This window comes from Phocaeicola fibrisolvens, from assembly GCF_025567125.1.
GTDB lineage: Bacteria > Bacteroidota > Bacteroidia > Bacteroidales > Bacteroidaceae > Phocaeicola > Phocaeicola fibrisolvens.
This window is the reverse complement of record NZ_JAOQJI010000057.1, coordinates 1-19,989: the sequence shown is the minus strand read 5'-3', so window position 1 is coordinate 19,989 and position 19,989 is coordinate 1. Positions and strand designations below refer to the sequence as shown.

At 50.1% G+C, this 19,989-nt stretch carries 22 protein-coding genes and 2 pseudogenes; 7 read left to right on the top strand and 17 right to left on the bottom strand.

Annotation, left to right across the window (positions count from 1 at the left end; all coding sequences use genetic code 11):
* A pseudogene (locus tag OCV81_RS15870) lies at positions 1 to 217 on the top strand (hypothetical protein); the annotation flags it as partial.
* 25 nt (positions 218 to 242) lie between these two features.
* Here the strand turns inward: OCV81_RS15870 and OCV81_RS15865 are convergent.
* From OCV81_RS15865 to OCV81_RS15785, 17 genes are all read right to left on the bottom strand, one after another.
* The gene (locus tag OCV81_RS15865; RefSeq protein WP_055301262.1) at positions 243 to 554 is read right to left on the bottom strand and encodes a helix-turn-helix domain-containing protein; all 312 of its coding nucleotides are present in this window, start codon (positions 552 to 554) and stop codon (positions 243 to 245) included.
* Positions 551 to 844 (bottom strand): helix-turn-helix domain-containing protein, encoded by a 294-nt coding sequence (locus tag OCV81_RS15860; RefSeq protein ID WP_055301264.1) that lies wholly within the window; start codon positions 842 to 844, stop codon positions 551 to 553. The genes OCV81_RS15865 and OCV81_RS15860 overlap by 4 nt, the downstream gene beginning before the upstream one ends.
* A 12-nt stretch (positions 845 to 856) precedes the next feature.
* The gene (locus tag OCV81_RS15855) at positions 857 to 1,180 is read right to left on the bottom strand and encodes a helix-turn-helix domain-containing protein (protein WP_032944609.1); all 324 of its coding nucleotides are present in this window, start codon (positions 1,178 to 1,180) and stop codon (positions 857 to 859) included.
* A gap of 206 nt (positions 1,181 to 1,386) precedes the next feature.
* Positions 1,387 to 1,803, bottom strand: a complete 417-nt coding sequence (locus tag OCV81_RS15850) for a hypothetical protein (protein WP_032949291.1) — start codon at positions 1,801 to 1,803, stop codon at positions 1,387 to 1,389.
* A gap of 318 nt (positions 1,804 to 2,121) precedes the next feature.
* On the bottom strand, positions 2,122 to 3,429 hold the full coding sequence (locus OCV81_RS15845; protein WP_032944527.1) for a sigma-54-dependent transcriptional regulator: 1,308 nt from the start codon (positions 3,427 to 3,429) through the stop codon (positions 2,122 to 2,124).
* Positions 3,404 to 5,776, bottom strand: a complete 2,373-nt coding sequence (locus tag OCV81_RS15840) for an ATP-binding response regulator (protein ID WP_070101145.1) — start codon at positions 5,774 to 5,776, stop codon at positions 3,404 to 3,406. The genes OCV81_RS15845 and OCV81_RS15840 overlap by 26 nt, the downstream gene beginning before the upstream one ends.
* Before the next feature lie 82 nt (positions 5,777 to 5,858).
* The gene (locus OCV81_RS15835) at positions 5,859 to 5,993 is read right to left on the bottom strand and encodes a hypothetical protein (protein ID WP_259329083.1); all 135 of its coding nucleotides are present in this window, start codon (positions 5,991 to 5,993) and stop codon (positions 5,859 to 5,861) included.
* A 274-nt stretch (positions 5,994 to 6,267) separates the two neighbouring features.
* Positions 6,268 to 7,056, bottom strand: a complete 789-nt coding sequence (locus OCV81_RS15830) for a PRTRC system ThiF family protein (RefSeq protein ID WP_057281983.1) — start codon at positions 7,054 to 7,056, stop codon at positions 6,268 to 6,270.
* Positions 7,053 to 7,754 (bottom strand): prokaryotic E2 ligase family D protein, encoded by a 702-nt coding sequence (locus OCV81_RS15825; protein ID WP_072544877.1) that lies wholly within the window; start codon positions 7,752 to 7,754, stop codon positions 7,053 to 7,055. The genes OCV81_RS15830 and OCV81_RS15825 overlap by 4 nt, the downstream gene beginning before the upstream one ends.
* A 16-nt stretch (positions 7,755 to 7,770) precedes the next feature.
* Positions 7,771 to 8,853: a hypothetical protein gene (locus tag OCV81_RS15820; protein ID WP_122119907.1), complete on the bottom strand. Its 1,083-nt coding sequence runs from the start codon at positions 8,851 to 8,853 to the stop codon at positions 7,771 to 7,773.
* A 37-nt stretch (positions 8,854 to 8,890) separates the two neighbouring features.
* Positions 8,891 to 9,112 (bottom strand): PRTRC system protein C, encoded by a 222-nt coding sequence (locus tag OCV81_RS15815; RefSeq protein ID WP_055300447.1) that lies wholly within the window; start codon positions 9,110 to 9,112, stop codon positions 8,891 to 8,893.
* 3 nt (positions 9,113 to 9,115) lie between these two features.
* Entirely contained in the window at positions 9,116 to 10,126 is a 1,011-nt protein-coding gene (locus OCV81_RS15810) for a PRTRC system protein E (RefSeq protein ID WP_118327862.1), read from the bottom strand.
* Positions 10,127 to 10,159: 33 nt separating this feature from the next.
* Entirely contained in the window at positions 10,160 to 10,375 is a 216-nt protein-coding gene (locus tag OCV81_RS15805; protein WP_122119906.1) for a hypothetical protein, read from the bottom strand.
* 345 nt (positions 10,376 to 10,720) lie between these two features.
* Positions 10,721 to 10,957, bottom strand: coding sequence for a hypothetical protein (locus OCV81_RS15800; protein ID WP_118308790.1), 237 nt, complete (start codon positions 10,955 to 10,957; stop codon positions 10,721 to 10,723).
* A 195-nt stretch (positions 10,958 to 11,152) separates the two neighbouring features.
* On the bottom strand, positions 11,153 to 13,252 hold the full coding sequence (locus OCV81_RS15795; protein WP_148330880.1) for a type IA DNA topoisomerase: 2,100 nt from the start codon (positions 13,250 to 13,252) through the stop codon (positions 11,153 to 11,155).
* Positions 13,253 to 13,346: 94 nt separating this feature from the next.
* Positions 13,347 to 13,610 (bottom strand): DUF4099 domain-containing protein, encoded by a 264-nt coding sequence (locus tag OCV81_RS15790; protein WP_057252920.1) that lies wholly within the window; start codon positions 13,608 to 13,610, stop codon positions 13,347 to 13,349.
* Positions 13,611 to 13,657: 47 nt separating this feature from the next.
* Positions 13,658 to 15,430 carry a DUF3945 domain-containing protein gene (locus OCV81_RS15785; RefSeq protein ID WP_148330879.1) on the bottom strand — a complete coding sequence of 591 codons (1,773 nt, stop codon included), beginning with the start codon at positions 15,428 to 15,430 and terminating at the stop codon, positions 13,658 to 13,660.
* A 104-nt stretch (positions 15,431 to 15,534) separates the two neighbouring features.
* On the opposite strand from OCV81_RS15785, the gene OCV81_RS15780 reads away from it, so the two are divergent.
* The 6 genes and pseudogenes from OCV81_RS15780 to OCV81_RS15755 all read left to right on the top strand — a co-directional run.
* Positions 15,535 to 15,744: a hypothetical protein gene (locus tag OCV81_RS15780; protein WP_262640434.1), complete on the top strand. Its 210-nt coding sequence runs from the start codon at positions 15,535 to 15,537 to the stop codon at positions 15,742 to 15,744.
* A 430-nt stretch (positions 15,745 to 16,174) separates the two neighbouring features.
* Positions 16,175 to 16,990 carry a type IV toxin-antitoxin system AbiEi family antitoxin domain-containing protein gene (locus tag OCV81_RS15775; protein WP_148330878.1) on the top strand — a complete coding sequence of 272 codons (816 nt, stop codon included), beginning with the start codon at positions 16,175 to 16,177 and terminating at the stop codon, positions 16,988 to 16,990.
* Positions 16,987 to 17,781, top strand: coding sequence for a nucleotidyl transferase AbiEii/AbiGii toxin family protein (locus OCV81_RS15770; RefSeq protein WP_148330877.1), 795 nt, complete (start codon positions 16,987 to 16,989; stop codon positions 17,779 to 17,781). The genes OCV81_RS15775 and OCV81_RS15770 overlap by 4 nt, the downstream gene beginning before the upstream one ends.
* A gap of 153 nt (positions 17,782 to 17,934) precedes the next feature.
* Positions 17,935 to 18,303 (top strand): hypothetical protein, encoded by a 369-nt coding sequence (locus tag OCV81_RS15765; RefSeq protein ID WP_191764048.1) that lies wholly within the window; start codon positions 17,935 to 17,937, stop codon positions 18,301 to 18,303.
* Between the two features lies 1 nt (position 18,304).
* Positions 18,305 to 18,649: an IS66 family insertion sequence element accessory protein TnpB gene (gene tnpB, locus OCV81_RS15760; protein ID WP_072530987.1), complete on the top strand. Its 345-nt coding sequence runs from the start codon at positions 18,305 to 18,307 to the stop codon at positions 18,647 to 18,649.
* 88 nt (positions 18,650 to 18,737) lie between these two features.
* Positions 18,738 to 19,901, top strand: a pseudogene (locus OCV81_RS15755) (IS66 family transposase); the annotation flags it as partial.
* Positions 19,902 to 19,989: the final 88 nt, after the last annotated feature.

The window sequence follows — 19,989 nt, the reverse complement described above, 5'->3', positions numbered from 1 at the left end:
CGGAGGCAGGCTGTCGGAAACCTACCACCGTAAGGTGGCATGGCGCCGACAGCCGAGCCTACAAGTGACTGACAGGAAAGTGGACGAGGACATGAAACGGCTGAAAGCAGCCGGAATGGACCGAACTTTTGGTTTGTACGAAGAAGAGGTTATTGTCAAGAAACGGAGAAGGAAATTCGGATACCAATTGTCCGACAACAAAGAAACGACCTTGTAAAGAGGCCGTTTCTTTTACTTTTGCTTCATACCCATCGCTGTTCTTCCCTGCATCTTTTATATGCGTCGTCAAGAACTTTTTGTATGTCTGACTCTTTGTAAAGGGCTTTTCCCTGTACAAGATAGTAAGGTATCATACCGAGGGTCCGGTATTCCTGCAAGGTACGCCGGCTTACTTTCAACAGTTTTGAAAGTTCCTCGTCCGTGAGGAAATAATCACCGTGGAATGCGGGCCTTGGAGCCGTCCGTATTGCGTCTATCATGCGCTCCATGTTTTCCAGCCCTTTGAAAATAGTATCAATTCTCGGGTCTTTTCTGTTTATAAGATCGTAACTCATGGCTTTCTTTTTTGTGGGTGATAACTTGATTCCAACAGGCTTTGTACATCTTCCGGCTTATAGAAGAACTTGTTCTTGATCCGGGTGAAAGGCAACAGTCCTTTCTCGCGATATACCTGAAGTGTTCTCTTGGATATTCGGAGAATCCCGCATACCTCCTGATTGTCCATCCATTTTTTCAGTGCCGCGTCTTTGGTCTGACTACATATACCGGTGACTTTTTTCTCGATCATGCTGAGACGGACAACCAATTCGTCAAAGGTCTGTTTTTCCATACATATAATTTCCATACCGTCATTTTATTAGGGTTGAAGACCGAGTTCTTTTTTTATTCTCGCCGGCAGCACCTTCCCCTTCCTGTTCAGGAAGTCCTGGACTTCCGAAGCCTTGTAGTAGGTACGCCCGTCAATCATGTAGTATGTGACGAGCTTCTTCTGGCGGTAGCGTGCAAGGGTGCGTTTCGTAACGCCAAGGAGTTCGCACATATCCTGGTTGTCGAGCAGCTTGTCACCCTCAAGGGCGGCCGTCTGCCTGTTCATGCGGTTCAGTCTGTCATCTATCCTGTCAAACCGTTCCATTATCTGGTGGAGCATCATCTGGAATGTCTCCCTGTCTATCTGTATCATAATGAATTCTGTTTTTAGTGTAATAATTCCATTTTTTACACCGTGTTGCGCAACAGGTTTCATTATGATATAGGCCAAAACATGGACCAATGGAGCATATTGCCACATAAAAACATGGCAAGTCGCTGAATAATAGAGAAATAAAAAATCAGCCCCATAAAAACGAGACTGATGGAAGTATTGCAAATGCAAGAGCGTGCAATCTTTTATTGCAATGTTTTGCGATAAGTAAGGCGGCAGATCCCGTTTCTGAATGTTTTTGTCCTGACCAGTTCCCATTTGTCCGTGGAGATATGTTTTGATACGGGAACCGTTTCGGAACTGATTACCGGAAGAAGAAAAATGACCATCTCATCTATCAGGCGGTACAGGGACAGTCCCCGCAGCAGTTCTGCGCCGCTGTCGTCATAGATTTCAGCCAGATATATGTCAGAGGGTGCAGACTGTTCCTTGTCACAGATGAGGTCGACTAGCGGATAGCCCGGATACAACATGCGGGTGGACCGGCCCCGCCAGTAAGGGAAACCGTCATCGCTGTTTTGTATCCATTGCAGCAGGGAATCGTTCCGTGCGGGGACGAAACCGTTCAATGTCATTGCTATCAGAACCTGTAACTTTGCCATACCTTGATACTCCAAATGAAAAGCGTGAGGCTCACGCTATTTCGGATGGAGGCTCTGACAAAGCCCAATACAGAAATTTGCATGAGCTCACGCTATTAGGCATAGCATAAGCTGCACGCAAAAGCCTCTGTATTTTTGAATTTGTCAGATTCCCATCCGAGACGTCTTGCGACTTATGTATAATATCCGGCGAGGCTGTCAGCCCTGTCGGTATTTTCTTATGTTCCTGCTGGCAGTATGTATTCCATATTTTGCCAGACTTATGCAAATGTAGGCATTTTATTCCAGACTGGAAAACATCTCCGGTCTATATTGCCTTTATTTGTCGTTCAGTCCGTATTTCTTCATTTTTCTGTACAACGTAGAAGGATCAATGTGCAGCATCTCCGCCGTCCGTTTCCGGTTGCCCGTGCATATTTTCAAGGCCCTGATGATGGACTGTTTTTCCTGTGTCTCATTTTCCGGAAAAAGGAAGATTTTCTCTTTCTCATCCTCGATTCTTATGTTCAAACAAGCCGTTTCGATTATCGGCTGTTTGGACAGCAGGACGGCTCGTTTGATCTTGTTCTGCAATTCCCGTACATTTCCCGGCCAGCCGTATGAGAGCAGCTGTTGCTCTGCCTCACGGCTGAATCCGTCGGTCTGCCGTTTGAGTTCCCTGGAAAACTTTTCCCTGAAATGTTCGGCAAGCGGAAGTATGTCCTCCGGGCATTCATGCAGGGCCGGCAGGACGATTTCAAATTCCCCCAGACGGTGGTAGAGGTCTTCCCGGAAGCGTCTCTCCCTGATGGCCAGCTGAAGGTCCTCGTTGGTTGCCGCCACTATCCTTACGTCGGAGTGTTTCTCCCGGTTGCTGCCTATAGGGATATAGCTGCCTTCCTGCAAGGTACGCAGGAGCATGCTTTGTACCTCCATGGACAATGTTCCTACTTCGTCAAGGAACAGGGTCCCGCCACGGGCCGTTTCAAAGAAGCCTTCACGGTTTGTGTCCGCCCCCGTAAACGTCCCCTTCACATGCCCGAAAAAGAGCGAGGGCGCAAGCTCTTTGGGAATGACCCCGCAGTTTACTGCCAGGAACGGCTTTTCCCTGCGCTCGCTGGAATAATGGATACGTTGCGCTACGGATTCCTTGCCGGCACCGTTCGGACCAAGAATCAGTACGGAAATGTCAAATGGAGCGACCGTACGAGCTAGATTTTCCACTTCTTTCATCTGTCGGCTGTTCCTGGGAAGGATGCCCTTGTCCTTTCCGTATATGACTGAGCGAGGATGCAGGATGTTCTTTATCAGACTTTGCAGTTCATCCATCTGAACAGGCTTGGCCAGATAGTCTTTTGCCCCCATCTTGATGGCACGGACGGCATCCGACACGGAGGCATATCCGGTCATGATGATGAAGGGAACGTCTATCCGTTCTCTCTGCATCCATTCGAGCAGCGATATGCCGTCCCCCTGCGGAAGACGGACATCGGAAAGGACAAGATCGAAAGGCTCCTTTTTCAGAAGCCGCCTTGCACCGGGTTCGTCTATCGTCGTCACTGCTTCATAGCCGGATTTCTCAAACCATTTCTTTTGTTGTCCGGCCAGCAGGATATTGTCTTCAACTATGAGTATTCTGTGTTTCATCCGTATAGTTCTTTAAGTCAAGTTTTCTGATTTCCGAAAGCAGGTTCTTCGCATCGCCTACCAGCCGGTCTATTCTTCCGATGACCGTCTCTGTATATGTACTGATGGTCAGATCATCGGAAGTATCGTCATGTAGGATTCTGCTGTATGTTTCCAGTTCACAGGCCACTCCCAGCTGTTCCCAGGTGGGATACATGCGGTGCAGGGTGTTTTTCATCCGCTCCGTGTCCGTTTTCATGCTTTCAAGGGCTTTTTTCAGTTCCGTCCTGTTGTCGATCGATTCCTCAATGAAAGCATTGAGCATCCATTCCATATCCCCCGTCTCTGCGGCTAAGGCATTGAAATCCGCCTTCTGTTCCTGCCGCTGGCCCGACCTTTCCATTATGGAGGAAAGGAAAGCCTGCAGCTCGTTCATGGAGAACGGTTTCTGTATGCAGCCGGAAAAGCCGGCTTCAGTATAGCGGCTTTCGTCCACGTCGTTGCGGGCAGTCATGGCGGCAACCGGAATGGTGCGTGAATTTCCGATATTGGAATGACGCAGGAGATATAGCAAGTCAAAACCGCTGGTCCCGTGCATCTGGATGTCTGTCAGCAGTAAGTCGTAGGGTTCTTTCCGCAGTTCGCCCACCACGTCCTTCGCCCCGATGCAGGTACGGCATGATACACCGTTGCGCTCCAGCATCTCCATGACGATGCGCAGTTGTATCGGATCGTCGTCCACAAGGATGATACGCTTTGGAAGGCTGAGCCTTTTCACGGTCGGCATGACGTGGTTCTTTACCGGTTCAGTGGAAATGGCGAGGGGGATTTCCGTGTGGAACAGACTGCCTTCCCCGACATGGCTCGATACGGAAATACTGCCGCCGAGCAGGTTCACAAGTCCCTTGGTTATCGGAAGGCCGAGCCCGAAGCCTTCCGGCGAAATGTCTGGCGCCGCCCGTTCAAACGGTCTGAATATGCGTTCTATCGTTTCCTTGTCCATGCCGATGCCCGAGTCCTCCACCTCCATGGTCATTACCACGTCCTTGTGGCTTACCCGGAAACAGACTGTTCCGTTGCGGGTGAACTTGATAGCGTTAGTCAGCAGGTTGTCCGCCACCTGACGGATACGGTCCGCATCTCCGTATACCACTATGTCGGTGCCTTCTGCTTCCGTTTTGAAGACCAGCCCCTTGTCATTGGCCGCACAGGTGTATTCCTCGTTAATGTCGTCGACGAAGGCTTTCAGGTTGAAAGGTATCCTGTTCAGTGATTCCTTCGCTTCGTCCAGTCTGGAGAGGTCAAGCAGGCTGTTGGCAAGCCTTGTGATATGGCGTGAGGACTTGATGATGTTGTCAAGGTAAGTGTTGCGGCGTTTTCTTTCCCTGGTGTCAATGGCCAGTTCCGCACTGCCGCAGATGGCGTTCAATGGTCCCCTTATGTCATGGGAAAGCGTTACGATGATACGCTTTCTCATTTCGGACAGTTCCCGGTTCTGTTTGAGCGTATCCACCAGTCTGCTGCGGTCATGTTCCTTGCGCCGTATGTCCCTCTGTATGACAAGATGGGATATGATCAGCAGGACAATGGCAACGATGATGGTGGCCGCAAACAGCTTGAATGAAAGTGCCTTTGCCTCCGCAATCCTTGTTTCCCGGTTTTGGAAAGCGGCCTGGACCTGTTCGTCAAGGGCGGTGATGAAGGAGTTCAGTCTTTTGTTCAGTTTCAGGTTTTGCAAACGCAGACTGTCAATATAGAGTCCGATATGTCTGTCATGCTCTTCCTGCATGGTTATCAACTGGCGGTTGAGCTGCCGCAGTTCTGTCGTGGAAGCCGGCACCTGTACGGTTTCCTTCTTGCCAAAGAAACCTGCTATGCCGTTTTTCCGGCGGGTGACCGTGCGTGTACGGGTACTCTTGTCGATGACCTCGGGGAGATGGTTGTAGAGCAGGCTGTCTGATGTCCTCTGCTCCTGAAAAACCGTTGTAAGATGATACAGGCGGCTTTCCTTCTCTTCCAACAGTCGTCGCAATGTGTCTATCTGTTCGTGGCTTACCAGATCCAGGCCGTTGTCTTTCATCCGTTCCAGCAGGCTGTCTATGTGCAGGCGCCTGTTCTGGTATGCTGAGAAGTCCTCGCTGTCCCATCCGATGGCGGATTCCCCCAGCAATGCGATTCCGACAATGTGGCGGCGTATGGCGTTGACTTCATTCCGGATCTCACGTATTTCTGCGGTTCCGTTTGCTATGTCATGCATTTTTTTGCGCTCATGAAGCAGTATGGCAATCATGCTTCCGATGACTGCCAGCAATATCAGATAACCAGCTATGATTTTTGTCTGCAATGAAATTCCACTTAGCTTCCTCATACGCCTTATGATAAAAAAATCCCGAAAGGTTGTGGGGCGCAGTCTTCCGGGACGTGAGTAATTTGGATGTCACCCCGATGCGCTATCCAGTCGTACACAGAATGCACTCCGGCCTTTTATAACCTTGGCGGGCGACGGTTTGCCCGCATGATTCTCCCTTCTGCCGGCAGCTGTCGGCAGAAAATTCTCTGGTTCGGGTATCCAATATCTTGTCCATATTCTTTTTTTTACAGTCAGTCCATATTTCTGTTTCTCCGTATTTTCCGATGCAGGAAAAAATAAGGCCCCCTGTTATAGTCCCGTGTGGAAATGTGGATGGCCCTGTTTTCGTTTGCCTGAATTATGGAAGTTCCGGCAAGACAATACGTTGTCCTATTGTATAATATTCCAAAATACAAATATATACATTTGTTCCTAACTGCAATGAAGTTAATATATGTTTGTCTTGATTTCAAACAAGTTTTAACATGTTATAGGTCATAAAGCCGCGTTCAGACAGGTATCGGATTCATTTTCAAGGTAGAAAGGTTCAGGTACAGCCCGTAATGCTCGATCATGCCGTTGCGGAACATTTTCCACAGGATGTTGCAGCCGAGCTGTGCCAATGTGGAGTTGATGAACAGGTCCTGCTTTTCCAGGGCCTCTGCCAGTGAGCAGCTCGGTCCCGAGTCTTTCTCCTTTACTTTCGCGTATTTCACGTAGCGGGTAATCACTTTCAGTGACTCCACCGTTTCGTACAGCTTGGATTCCGGCTGCCTGATTTTTTTCGGTACGGTTCCGAGGACGACCTGTCCCGTGTCCTGTGTATTCCCAAAGTCCATCCAGTACAGGGGCGTCTCGTGGCTTCTGTATTCCGATACCGGCACGGCTTTCAGTATGTTCCACAGGTCGATACGTGACTTTATGTTGTCCGTGCAGGTGATCGTTATGTTGGCCAGATTATCCCGTCTAGCGTCCTTCAGGGCTGCCGGATAGATGTCCGGTACCGCCTTCCAGTCGTTGCCGAAGAAGTTGTTCATGCGTGTGACAAGACACTGTGCCTTGTTCAGGCCGATGTCCGAGGGGCTGAAGAGCTGTCGCCCGATGTTGGCCTCCGTCACGATGTCGGAATCATACACGGTTATAAACAGCCCGGGGTGTCCGAGTCCCCTCAGTGCCGTGTCAAGTCTGGCCAGGCAGGTAAGTACCTGCGAGCCTGTTCCTCCCGCTCCGATAAGGTTTACCGTTACCGGATGCTGCGGGTTTATGAGATAGTTGTCGATGTAATGTACTCTTTTCATTTCAGTATGTCTTTAAGTTTCATGTTGTTCAGTTGCTTCAGTTCGTCGAGGTTGAAGTCCCTGTCCCGTGCCGCCTTTGTCACCAGCACGAGGTTTGACCTTGTCGGGTTCCCGTTCCCTCCCAGGTGGGTGAATTCCGTAAGCCAGAATTTCCTTTCCCAGTACTGCAGCAGCTTCTCATAGGTCAGGTCCTTCGGCAGCTCTATCCTGGCGTTTCCCAGACATACGCTGGAACCTGTCACGTTGAAGAAGGGCGCGGCGTACAGCACGGTATCCGGTCCGGGAACATTTTCCTTGTAGGCATAGATTCTCATTCCGTGTTCTCCGGCCTCATAGATCACTCCCGGCAGGTAATATTCCGCGTTTTCTATTTTGAGCGCGGGGCTGAAGAACATCATCCTCTTGTGCGGAGGGTTGTACCACACGTATCTCTCGCTGCCCTTGCGCGGGTCGCAATACAACAGGTTGTCGGGTATCTTTCCATATGGAGTGGTGCTGTGTCTTTCCGAATATCCCTTCACGAGCGTGTTCATGAATTCCAGGGTTACCGGTCTTCCTTCCGTCATGTTTCCCCGGTCGTCAATTTCACGGATTTCAAGGAAAAAGTTCCTGTCATTCTCCGAGGCATAGGCAATCAGTGCCGCCCTGGGGTTGAGCGGCGTCTTGATTTTTCTGGTCAGTTCGTTGCTGTCTATCATATGCTTTCAGATTGGTTTATACTGTGATGTTGATGAATTTTTCCGCCCATTTGAAGAAACGTTCCGGATAGTCGTCCATGCGGAACAGTTCCTCCGTTTCCGGAGACAAGTCACAGGTAGTGACCGGAATGATGTCGTATGTCTCCTGGCTGTAGGAGTTGTAATAGTCGGTGAGATATTCCGTTATCATGTCGGTGCAGTTATAGATGACCCGGATCTGCTTGCTGAGATACATGGGCAAAAAGTCCGGTTCTTCCTCGTAGAAGGGATCGTAGCCGTATTCCATGATGCCGTGTTCAGGTGTAAGGAACTCCAGCCCCTCCTTCATGACAGAGAGCAGTGACTGTTCGTACCCGTCCTTCGGCTTATATCGGTCGATTGCCTTCGGCAGATTCTTGTAATAGGATTTGCGTTCCACCCGGCGTAACAGGGCATGTATCCTGCCTTCCTCATAGGAGTGCAGGAGCCGCCGCCTCTTTTTCCGGTCAGATGCCGTTTCACCCGAATCATCCTCAGACATCAGTGTCAGGGCATAGTCCATGTCATCCTCGTCCAGTATGGTGTTTATCCCGTTCGCCTGCATCAGGTTGTGGATGAAGGTGACGGATATGCGTCTCAGTTCCGGTCCGAGCCTTTCCATGAACTTCGTCGGGAAGTAATACAACGTGAGTTCTCCCCATTCATGACATTTCCAGAGACGGAACAGGAGTCTTTCTTCGTCCTGCTCAATGTTGACATTCATGTCATTGCCTACAAGGTTACACATCTCTTCGTGCAGTCTGGCAATGCTTTCGCCGGGCGTTCGTCCCGGTGTATGTACCGCCTCCTTCTTCATGAGGAGTGCATATCTGAAAAAGGAATCACGCAGGTACTCATAGTTTTCCTGCGTGATAAGATTGTGCGGCTTCCCGTCAGTACCGTCCGTGAACAGTTCCGATGGGGATATCGGCAAGAACGTAGCGTTCAGAAAAGAATTACGGCACCGCTGGGTGCCGCAATCCGTTTCTTTCTTTCCGTGCCGTAATGCACCTTCCTTTCTGTTTCCGCAATGATAAGTCTCGCGAGCTGTTCCGCCTGATATCCGTCCAATGGTACACATGATTTCTTCTTTTTTCTGTTGTCCTTTGCCATATCCTTTATCCTTTTGTTCCGATAGTAGTCTTGAACTCATATTCTGTCATGTCCTCCCTGATGACCGGTCCGTGAACGGTAGCCGTCGTCAGTTCCGGGTACATGTTCGAATAGTAGCTCATGACCATGTCCGGCGAGATGTTCGGATCCGGGTCCTGAAGGGTTATATACTCCGTTCCTTTCTTGAATTTGAATGAGCGTGTCATTCCTTTGATTTCGAGTGCCATGTCTTAAACTGTCTGATAAGGTGAATACTTGGGTTCCAGCATGGACTGCGGGAAATCGATGTATTCCTCGTAGTCCTTCTCACTGTATGCGGGGTGTTCCTGATCGGAGAGGTACGGTTGCTGTTCGTCCTCCTGCATGAACCGTTCTTCCTGCCAGTCCTGAATTTCAGGCTGCGGCGGATATTGAGGTTGGGAAGACTGCTGTCCTCCTGTCCGCTGGACATATTGCGCGTGCGGCTGTATCTGCGGTCTTGCCTGCGGCTGTTGTTGCGACGGCCATATTCCTGGCTGTTGCGGATGCTGCGTGTATGCCTGTTGTGGTCTCTGCGGTGCGGGCTGAGCCTGTCCCGGCATCGGTTGTGACGGTCTCCGCGTGTATGTCTGCTGCGGTGCCGGCTGTTGCGGACGTTGCGGTTGCGGATTTCTCTGTTCCGTTGCCTGTGTGTATGCCGGCTGTTGCTGCTGTACAGAAGGTTCCGGCTGTGCTTCCTGTTCCATCAGGTCGAAGAGGCTTCCCCGGTTCATTTCCGTGTCGGCCGCCTTTATCTTCTCCTCGATTTCCTTCAGCTGGGCGGCATTCGCGTGTGCTTTCGCCTGTGTAAACACGCTGACGGCTTCCCGGTGGTTTCTGGCGGCAGTCAGTTCTTCCGCCTTCTTCATCAGTTTCTCGTACTTTTCCCGTTTCTCGCGCTCCTCCTTCGTTTCCTTGGATTTGGCATCCTTGGCGGCCTTGCTGCTTGCGGCGGCTTTGTCCGCCTGAGCCTCGAACTGTGCCATGTTGGAGATCAGCCCGCAGGCTTTCTGTATCGGTCTTGTGACTGCCTGCAGGAATCCGGTGTCAAGTTCCTGCGGCGTTCCCGTAACTGTCAGCGGCACGATGTGGTTCTGGGCCTCGTCCTTGAGTCCGTTCGATTTGGGCAATGTGGAAACGGTCAGTTGTCCGTTTGTCTTGCGGATGACGATCGTGAGGTCCACGCTTTCCGTCATCATCTGGTGGATTGCTGTAAAAAACATAGTTTCAGATATTAAATGATTAGACGATAAATTTCAATATTCGCTGAAAAATTCTGCCAGCAGCCTGTCCCTGTCAGGATGCCTGCATATTTCCAGAACGGGGTTCAGCAGCTTTGAGATGTGAACCGGACCGGTGGTCCCTCTCGGTGGCAGCTTGATTGCCGGTTGCGGGACGTGTACTTTCGGTCTTCTTGTCACGGGCATCCCTATCGGGGCTGGTGACTGTCTTGTGATGATCGCTTGTTGCATATTCTTTAATTTTTAACTGTGAATACCAGGGCTTTGGCAGCCCGTTGAACTACAAGGGCCCAACGGCAAATGCTTCCGGAAAGGCAGGGTTTTCGGGAAAAATACCGGAGCGCAGCGAGGATGATTTTTTCCGAAACCGCTTGCGGCCTGACCTTGCCGTCCGACAAGAAGCGTTTGCCAACTTTGCCCTGTAGTTCTCGGTTTGCCAATGTCTGTGTTTTAGTCCATTTCCTTTTCTTCCCGTGTCATTTCCGGTTGTGACGGATACAAAAAGAGCCGCCCGCTCCCGGACAGCTCCCTTATGCTGCAATGATAAATTCCGTGCATGTTCCATATCGTCAGATTTCAGAAGACCAGAAAACTCAGTATGCACAGAATGATGGCCAGTGCCACGAGAAAACAGGCTACACGGTAGAGGAACCTGAAGAGTCCCCTGAAACAGATGATGGCCACGGCGGTCCATACAGGCGATATGCCGTGGGAATAGAGCCAGCTGAATATGATGGCTGCTGTTACGGCCAGCGCGAGTGTCCTTGCCCATCTGCTGTCCGCTATCTTTCTGATACGTTCTTTTGCTTTCATAATCTTCATTTGTTTGGCGGGAATGCCATTCCCGGTTTCAGGGGCTTTCTTGCAGTCCGCCTCCACAGGCAAGGTTTTCGGGAAAAATACCGGAGCCTCGGGCGAGGATGATTTTTCCCAGAAACCGTCAGGCCCGACCTTGCCGGTGGAAACGGGCGGGCTGCGACCTTTGCCCCGCGAATCGGGATGGCTTCATCATTTCCTTTTCCTGCCGTTCCCGTTTTTGGGGAACGAGAGTGTCAGGGTGAACCCGGCGTCAAAGGTGACCGAAGCGTCGAAGGCCACACCCTTCTTTCCCTTGAATCCCTTGATGAGCCGTGTGGAACCGGAAGAGAAAAGCTGTTCCAGATGCTGGTCCGTCAGTTCCTTGTTCAGGAATCTGCGGTACACGGTCAGTCCGCACCCTTTATTGTCACAGCGGGCACTCTTCTCCCTGACGATGATGTGTCCGGTCTTGCATTTGGGACAGGTGAATGTGCGGGCGGCTGCTGCCGGAAGGCTGAGGTTCAGGATTTCACGGGTAGCCTTGCGGGTGTAGTCCGTGATGGATGCCATGAACGTGTCCGGTCCGAGCGTGTGCCGCTCTATCTGGAGCAGGGTTTTCTCCCAGCTTCCTGTCAGGGAAACATCCGCCACGAGCATGTCCTTCACCGCATCGTAGATATGGAGTCCCTTTTCCGTGGGGACGATGCTCTTGCCGGAGCGGGCGATATAGTCACGTTTGAACAGTGTGGTGATGATGGCGGCTCTTGTGGCGGGCGTGCCGATGCCCAGCTCCTTCACGGCCTCGCGTGCCTGTTCGTCGGCTATCTCCCTGCCGCAGGTCTCCATGGCCGCCAGCAGCGTGGCTTCGGTATAGAGCGGTCTGGGCACGGTCTTCTTCTGGGCCAGTCCGAATCCTGAAACCGGAACCGTGTCCCCTTCGGCAAATACGGCCGTACCCTCGTCGGTTTCCGGCTCGTCATCCTCCCGGTCCTCTTTCCGGCCAAAGATGCCGCGCCATCCCGGGCTGACCACGGTAGAACCCTTCGAGCGGAAGTCCATCCCCTCCAGACGGCACTCCATGAGCAGCATTTCCTTCTCGCAGTAGGGCGAGAACGCCTCCAGCATACGTCCGGCTATCAGCGTATAGACGGCCTCCTCCGCCTCGGAAAGCCCTTCGGGTGCGATGCCGGTCGTGATGAGGGCATGGTGGTCCGTCACTTTCCTGTCGTCCACGCTGCGGGTGTTGAGACGCGCAAAGTCAAGGATTCCGGCACTTGTGGCGAATCCGGGCATGGCCATAATCCTTTCCAGCAGACCGGGCACACAGGCCATCACGTCGTGCGGGATGTAGCGGCTTCCCGTTCTCGGGTAGGAAATGAGCTTCTTCTCGTAGAGCGACTGGGCGATGTCCAGCGTCTTTGCCGCGGGCAGGTCGAGGTGCACGTTGCAGTCCTTCTGGAGTGCCGTCAGGTCGTAGAGCAACGGCGGCTGTTGCAGGGTTTTCCTGCGCTCCACCTTCGTGACCGTCGCCGAAGAATCGGGAGAGAGACTGCGGTAGGCGGCTTCCGCCTTCTGCCTGTCGTCAAAGGTCGCGGGATGGAAGAAGCGGCGGTGTGACGTGCCTCCATTGAGGGTGACATGCAGCTGCCAGTATGGTGTGGATACGAAACTGCGGTTCTCCTTGTAGCGGCTGCATATCATGGCGAGCGTCGGCGTCTGCACACGGCCGATTGAGTTGTTGGACGAGCCGGAGACGATGGCCAGGGCCCGGCTGGCGTTCATGCCCACCAGCCAGTCCGCCTTGGCGCGGCTGTCCGCTGCGGCGTACAGGCTGTCGTATTCCGAGCCGTCCTTCAGTTCCTCCAGACCTTTCCGTATGGCCTCGTCGGTCAGCGAGGAGATCCACAGGCGGCGGAACGGTTTCTTGCAGTCCAGGAGGGCATATATCCAGCGGAAGATAAGTTCCCCTTCGCGACCGGCATCGGTAGCCACGATGATGCTGTCACAGCGGTTGAACACGCTTTCTATGACTTTCAGCTGTTTCGAGGCGGCGATGTCCGTGACCATTCCCCTGTCCGTGCGCACCTGTCGGGAGACCAGGCGGAACGGGTCCGGCAGCATCGGCAGGTCCTCCGCCGCTGTTTTCGTGTAACCGTAAGTGTCCGGCATGGCCAGCGACACGAGGTGTCCCAGTGCCCATGTTACCATATATCCGTTGCCGGAACAGTAGCCGTCATTTCTTGTATCAGCCCCGACTACACGGGCTATGTCCATGCCTACACTCGGCTTTTCTGCGATGATTGCTATCATATTGTTAGGATAAAAATTAAGCCGTTTCCCGTTTTCCGTGCGGAAGACAGGAAACGGCGGTAAGACATCGGTTTACTTGATAATTGCTCTCAGGCTATCTGCCCAGCGGTGTCACTCCCTGGATTTCCAGCAGCGGTGCCTCGCCCTTGCGGACCAGCTGCAGGGTGGCGTCCATCACCACGTCCACGCCGAGGAGCACGAGGCTCAGGGACATCACTTTCGTTTTCTCTCCCCTGAGGAGGGTGTCCATTTCGCCGGAGAGTTCCAGCTCGTCCTTCATGATACCGATACCGGAGAGTTCGTCCCAGTTCACTTCATCAGCCTTGAAAGGCATGTCGTTTCCGTTTTCCTTTTTCATATTTCTTTCTTTTTTTGATTCAACATTCATTTTTCAGTAACCTGCCATCAGGCAATGCTCGCACCTTTTGACTTGCGGTTTCCCTGTTCCTGTCGCTGGCTGTTGGCCACCACGTTTCGCTGCGAGGCGTCACGCTTGCGGTCAGGATTCTCGTTGTAGAAGTCCAGACGCCCCTGGTTGAAGTTCGCCTTGACGTACTGCGAGATGGTCTTCCCGTCATATCCCTTTATGCCTTCCACCAGCACGGCCTTTCCGCTCTGCAGGTCCGCACGCTGCTGTCTGGTCAGTTCCACGTCCCATACCTTGGTTGGAATCTTGAAATCCTCGCGCTGCTCGAAACCGTCCGGCGTACGGGAGTAGCTCAGGCGTCCCGTTTCCAAATCGGCCTTGATGAAGGAGGAGAATTCCTCTCCCTTGCGATTCACCATGTCGTTGAGGAAAATCACCTTGCCGTCACGGAGCTGCTGCTGTTCCTCCGCCGTAATCTTCACCCCGTTGATTTCGTTGGGGATATAGATTTCACGTGCGCCCTCCGGGGAGTCCGGGTTGTAGCGGGTGTATGACGGACGGCCTGTCGCCTCGTCCAGCTTCACGTAGGAGGAGAACACCTCGCCGTCCTTGCGCTGCATGCCCTCCACGAAGATGGCTTTCCCGGCGTTCAGGTCTTCAATCTGTTTCTGTGTCAGTTCCACGCCCCCGAGTGTCTGGCGGTTGAAGAGCTTGTCGTTCTCGAAAATGAACTCGACACCCCTGCGTTCGGCATTTACCTGAATGAAGGCGTTGAACTCGTTGCCGGACTTGGCGATCATGCCCTCGACATAGACCTTCTTGCCTTCACGCAGGTCATTCTGCTCCTGCTCTGTCAGTTCCACGCCCTTGATTTCCCTCGGGATGAAGGCATTCTCCGCTTTCATGGCGACCACCTCGTTGGTCAGCTTGTCGATGCTGATGAAGGAAGGGATATATTCCCCGTTGCGTCCTTTCAGTTCCACGACACGTCCCATGTTGCCCGTTTCGAGCAGGTTCTTCTTGTCCTCGTCGGAGAAGATATGTCCGAAATACGGTCGGTCAAGGTCGGGTTTCTGCCGGATACCGTGGATGCCGAGCACCACTTCGCCTGCCATGGACTGCTGGAATGACAGACGTGCGTCCGTTCTCAGTACGGCCGAGCCGAAGTTCATGCTGATGGGTACTACCTGGTTGGTCTTGTATCCCTTGAGCATCTGTTCGAGCAGTCCGCGTTCCTGGAGGTATTCACGGGAGATTCCAAAATTCTTGAGCTGTTCCCAGTTGATCATGGACTCGTTGTAACGGTACTGTGGGGACTGGGTCTGCGGCTGGCTGTCAGCTGCGGCAGCCTGCTGCTGGGTTTCATTTTTCTTTGCCATTTCTTCTTGATTTTTTTGGTTGATACTTTGGTTTTCCTTGTTGCGCGGAACAATCTCGTACTGCTTGAGAAATTCCTCCACGGCTTTTGTCTTTTTTCCTGCGGCGATGTCCTCGATGGCCTGCTGTACGGCAGGGTCGTCCAGCCTGTCTTCCTTGACGGAGAGGATTCCGAAACGTGTCGGGTCTTTCAGCTGGCTCCAGAAGTTCTTAATGAAGTTCTCGAAGGCGTCTGCATAGCGGTCAATCTTCAGGAAGGAGTTCCGGTTCTGCCTGTCGGCGGCTACCGTGTTGAATTTTCCGTCCTGTCCGATTTGCGACACCGCTTCCAGAATCAGTTCCATCTTGTCGAGGATGAACACGATGTCACTCATCTGCTCGTTTTCGGAGACCTGCGGTTTCGGGGGTTCTTCCCTTGCATTTTTCTTTGCCATAATTTTTGATTTTTAGTGTTGATAACTCATGTTGTCACCGCAAATATATAGGAGAAAAATTGATAAATAATTGATTTGCAATGTGTTAGGATATATATTACACCATGTGTCATCACATTACACCGCAGGCCGGAGAAAACGGAGTGAAAAAACGGGGTAAAATGGCAGGAAAAGGAGAAAAAACGAAAGACGGCAAAGGAAAGGGTGGAACAGGCCGGACAGACAAGGGTATGGCGGTACACGCAGCCGCACGGAAGAAAAGGAAAAACTGTAATTATGCAGAGTTGGGAGCGAGCTGCTTTTGTCCCCCTTGATGTGTCCTTTTGTGACAGGAAGCGGAATTCTGTTTACGGGAATAACCGGATGGCGTAATCCATTGGGATGGCATACGGGAGCATGGTTCTCCCGTCGGATTCTTTTTTATTTTGACCTGTATCTATGCGTCGTAGGTCGCTTCGCTTGCTAAGTCCCGGTCCTTTCCCTAACTCGGACGGCAATACCGGAGCGTTTTTTTGGGCGGAAAATTACCGCAGGGAATTTTGTGTCCCGAAAACCGGAGGCTTGAACGTGGAGGTATTCGCCCTCCGAGTTAACTTCTCTGAAGGGACTTATCAAGTGAAGCGTGGCTTATGATGCCATTTTATAGAAATATGGAGAAAAATTCCCTTTCAACACAAAAAATGCAATAAATCTGCGTAAGTAGTCAAAAAATGACTACTTTTGCAATGTCATTGCAACTAAGTTATGAAGAAGCATATAGAAACTTTGTCAGATTGGATTGAAAGCCGGGAAGTAAGGGGATATTACACCTTCACTAAAGAGGATATAGAAAAGCAATTCCCTTCAGCGGGTAAGGTATATATCAAAACCGCATTGTACCGTTTGGCCGCCAAAGCGAAGATTGTTTCTCCCTGGCGTAATTTTTATGTCATTATGCCTGTGGAATATTCGTTAAAAGGCGTAATTCCGCCTGTTTTCTATATGGATCAGCTGATGTCCTATCTTGGGAAAAGATATTATGTTGCTCTTTTGAATGCGGCTTCATTTTATGGCGCGTCACATCAAAGAGTACAGACATTTTCCCTCATGGTGGAACAACCGAGCATGAGGAATACTTCAAAGAGCGGAACATCCATATTGTTCTTTTCCAAGAAGGAAATAAGTATGGAATTTGTAAGGAAGCACAAGACGCAGACAGGTTACATCAATGTTTCTTGTCCTGAACTGACAGCTGTTGACCTGGTGGAAAACGAAAAAAGTGTAGGTGGTCTGAATCGCGTCTGCACCGTGTTGAATGAATTGGCTGAGACAATGAATCTGGACAGCCTCGATGATTCCTTTTTCAAGACATCGGCCATACCGGTCTTTCAACGTCTGGGTTATATTCTGGAACATGTATTGGAAAGAGCGGATTTGGCGGAAACCTTATATTCCAAAATGGAGGTTGCAGGACTGAGATTTAGAAAGATACCGTTTAAGATAAACAAACCGACAGAGGGTTGTGAGGTTGACAAGAAATGGAAAGTAATCATTAACCAGGAAATAGAAATAGACGAATGATACCGGAATTTGCAATCAGAGAATGGAGCGAACATGTTCCATGGACAGAGTCCGAACAGGTCGAACAGGATCTGCTGATATGCAGAGCCTTGACTGAGATATACAAGGATGAATATCTTGCTTCCCATCTGGCTTTTCGCGGAGGGACCGCATTACACAAGTTGTTTCTCTCGCCCCAACCCAGGTACAGTGAAGATATTGACTTGGTACAGATTAATGCAGAACCGATCAAAGAGACCTATGACCATATAAGAGATACACTCGCTTTTCTCGGGGAGCCGAAAGTGAAGCAGAAAAAGCACAACAACACTTTGATTTTCAGGCTGGAATCAGAATCCATACCAGTGGTCCCGATTCATCTGAAAGTGGAAATCAACTGCAAGGAACATTTCAGTGTACTGCCTATGCAACGTATGCCATTTTCAGTGGTCAACAAATGGTATAACGGAAAATGCGATGTCCTGACTTACCAGTTGGATGAACTGGTAGGTACAAAACTGCGTGCCTTGTACCAACGGAGAAAAGGACGTGATTTGTATGATTTGTACAAGGCCTTGACCACATCAGACATCAACATAGACAACGTGCTGGCTTGCTATCAGAAGTATATGGAATTTGTGGTTGACCACATTCCTACTTACAAAGAATTTATTATCAATATGGAAGACAAAATGCAGGATGATGAGTTCTTGGGTGATACCATGCAGTTGCTTCGGCCGGATGAAGAGTTCAATCCGCAGGAAGGCTATGAGGTGGTACGAACGCTCCTGTTAGACAGGTTACAAAAGTGATGAAAGCCCATTTTCTCATTTACCGGGGTAAATGGGCTTTGTAGGATTTTATCTTCAGGTGTGTATGCTCCATCGTAAGCATTCTATTTTCCGCCTTGACGCACATTATTCACAAACCTACCTTTGCGCCATAACCAAATAACAACAATGATTATGGCGAAAGAAAAAGTAAACTATCAGGAGGTATATGACCTCTACCAGTTATGCAGCGAGACCAAGGATCTTCGCGAGTTCTGTGCGGATTATGGAGTAAACTACGACAAGTTCATGAACTGGCAACGTCATCAGCTTTGGAGCGAGAAGTTAGGCAAGACAGTTCTGGTTGATCAGCCCAAGGTTGCTAAAGTCCAGATAACCGGCAAGCCTTGCAACAGTCCGACTGTAAAGATGGAGGTGAAACAGCCTGAAGGCGAACCACCAATAAAATGGGTTAAGTTACAACTGGCGTCTGGAGCGACACTGTTTCTGAGAAACACCAGCGTTCTTGATCTGAGTCTGTTGCTTAATAAAATGATAGGATGATATGCTTGGACTGAGTGCTAACCTGAACTATTACCTGTTCAACGGTAATGTGGATTTACGGAAAGGCATCTTCCGTTTGTGTGAAAGTATAAGGCAAGAGATGTCACTTGACCCTAGTGATGCGTCCAATGTATATATGTTCATGTCCCGTAACCGGAAGGTCGTCAAGATACTTCATTACGAACGCGGTTTTTATGTGCTTTACGAGAAACGTCCTGTCATGGGAAAGTTCAAGAAACCTGTGTTTGACGAGGTGTCAAAATGCTACCGGATACAGTGGTCTGACATGGCTTACCTGACGGAAAGTATCGTAGTCGACAGAATGTATGTAACTCCTAAAGAATGAATAATAAGGCGTTGATTTACAATGGAATAATACAAAAATAATCGATAAAAAGTTTGCGTAACTGCCTGATTTTTCGTACCTTTATATCATGATTGATGAAAGAGCATACGAGTTACTTTGCTGCCAGCTGGGTCTGGCGAATGAGGAAAAAGCAGGGCTTCGCAAACAGAATAAAGAACTGATTGCGAGGCTTGAGTCTATTGAAAAATCCAACAAGGAGAACTCAAAAACTCTGATTGATACAATCAATGACCTCAAAGAATCCCTCGAAAAGCAATCAACCACGGTTGAACATTACAGGAAAGAAATGGAACTTATGAGGAAGCAGCTTGAAGCAAAAGACGAGGTGAACATGATGCTTGCAAACGAGATATCCAATCTCAGACTTCAGCTTGAAGACAGCAGGAAACACCGTTTCGGCCGTACATCTGAGCAAAGAAGGCTGTTGAACAACCGTAACATTGACAAGTCTGCAATGGAGAAGTCCGAATATGACGGTTCTGACAAGAAAGGTGATGATGATAATAAGGCCAATGGTAACGAAGCTGGTGGCAATACCTCTTCCGATAACGCAACAGCACAGAACAGCAAGCCTTCAAGAAGAAAGGAAACCGCACCACGTGCGGAAAAGACCAGGCTGAAGGTGGACAAGGTAGTGGTACATGAAATAGAAGACTATTACCAACTCCCGGATGGTGCAAGGCTTATGAACCGCAACGGAATGGCTGATGTGTGGGAATACAGGTTTATAGAACATGTGCGTGCCCATAACGTGGAACATGTGTACAAGGTGGCAAGGGTAAAGCTTGCAGACGGCACTTTCACTAACACGATGGAGCATCCCTTGAAAAACCTTGGAGGAATCTTCTCTCCTGAACTGCTTGCCCGTCTGCTTTGTCTGAAATATGACTTCAGCATGCCTGAGAACAGACAGATAAGACTGCTTGCAAGAGAAGGCATCCATATAAGCAATACCACGCTGAACAGCTATATCCACAACGGAATCTCCAGGCTTAGGGAGTTTATGGAAGATGTCTTCAAGAAGTTTGTACAACAGGCAAAATACCTTATGGTTGATGAGACTACCGAACTCGTTGGAGTTGAAACACCGGAAGGTAAGGCTTACAGGAGAAAGTACTTATGGGCTTTCTTTGCAAAGCATGTCAAGTTGGTTTATTATCATTACAATAACGGCAGCAGAGCATCTGATGTGGCAAAGACCTTCCTTGATCATTTTATGGGATCTATATCCTTAATTCCGCAACACTATTACAAATATAACTTTTTAAGTACCTGAGCAACAAAAAGTTGCTCAGGATTTTGCCATGTCAGATTTTTCA